1 protein-coding gene is annotated in these 680 nt (G+C 42.9%); it reads left to right on the top strand.

What is annotated here, in order from left to right; translation table 11 throughout:
• Window positions 1-680 (top strand): IS256 family transposase (locus tag KQX66_RS36385; protein ID WP_216798388.1); only part of this gene is annotated, 680 nt, incomplete at both ends.

The following is a 680-nucleotide window of genomic DNA, read 5'->3' as shown; positions in this document are numbered from 1 at the left end:
TTGTATGGTGTCGAGGTCTCACCGACTCTCATCTCCAACGTAACAAACAAGATCGTACCGCTTATTAAGGAGTGGCAAAACCGTCCTCTGCAGCAGGTCTATACCGTTGTTTTTTTGGATGCCATTCATTTCAAGGTTAAGCAAGAAGGCCATATTGTAAACAAGGCTGCTTATATGGTGATTGGCATCGATTTAGACGGCAACAAAGATGTACTCGGCATTTGGATTGGAGAAAACGAATCTGCGAAGTTTTGGCTGAATGTGTTAAATGAGCTTAAGAATCGCGGAGTTCAAGACATCCTTATTACCTGTGTCGATAATCTAAGCGGTTTTTCGCAAGCCATTGCAGCTTGCTATCCGAAAACGGATATCCAAAAATGCATTATCCATCAAATCCGTAATTCAACGCGATACGTCTCTTACAAGGATCTTAAGAAAGTAACAGCGGACTTAAAGCCAATTTACAAGGCGGTCACGGAAGAAGCGGCCCTGCTGGAATTGGAACGGTTTGAAGAAAATTGGGGAAGCAAGTACCCACTCATCGTCAAATCATGGCGTCAAAATTGGGACGAACTTGCAACCTTCTTCAAATATCCGCCGGAGCTTCGAAAACTCATATATACAACGAACATGATCGAGAGTTACCACCGTCAATTACGCAAAGTAACAAAGGGAAAAAG

Source organism: Paenibacillus oleatilyticus (genome assembly GCF_018998565.1).
GTDB classification, from domain to species: domain Bacteria; phylum Bacillota; class Bacilli; order Paenibacillales; family NBRC-103111; genus Paenibacillus_G; species Paenibacillus_G oleatilyticus.
Note: the sequence above shows the minus strand (reverse complement) of the source record. Positions and strands in the feature narration are given on the sequence as shown.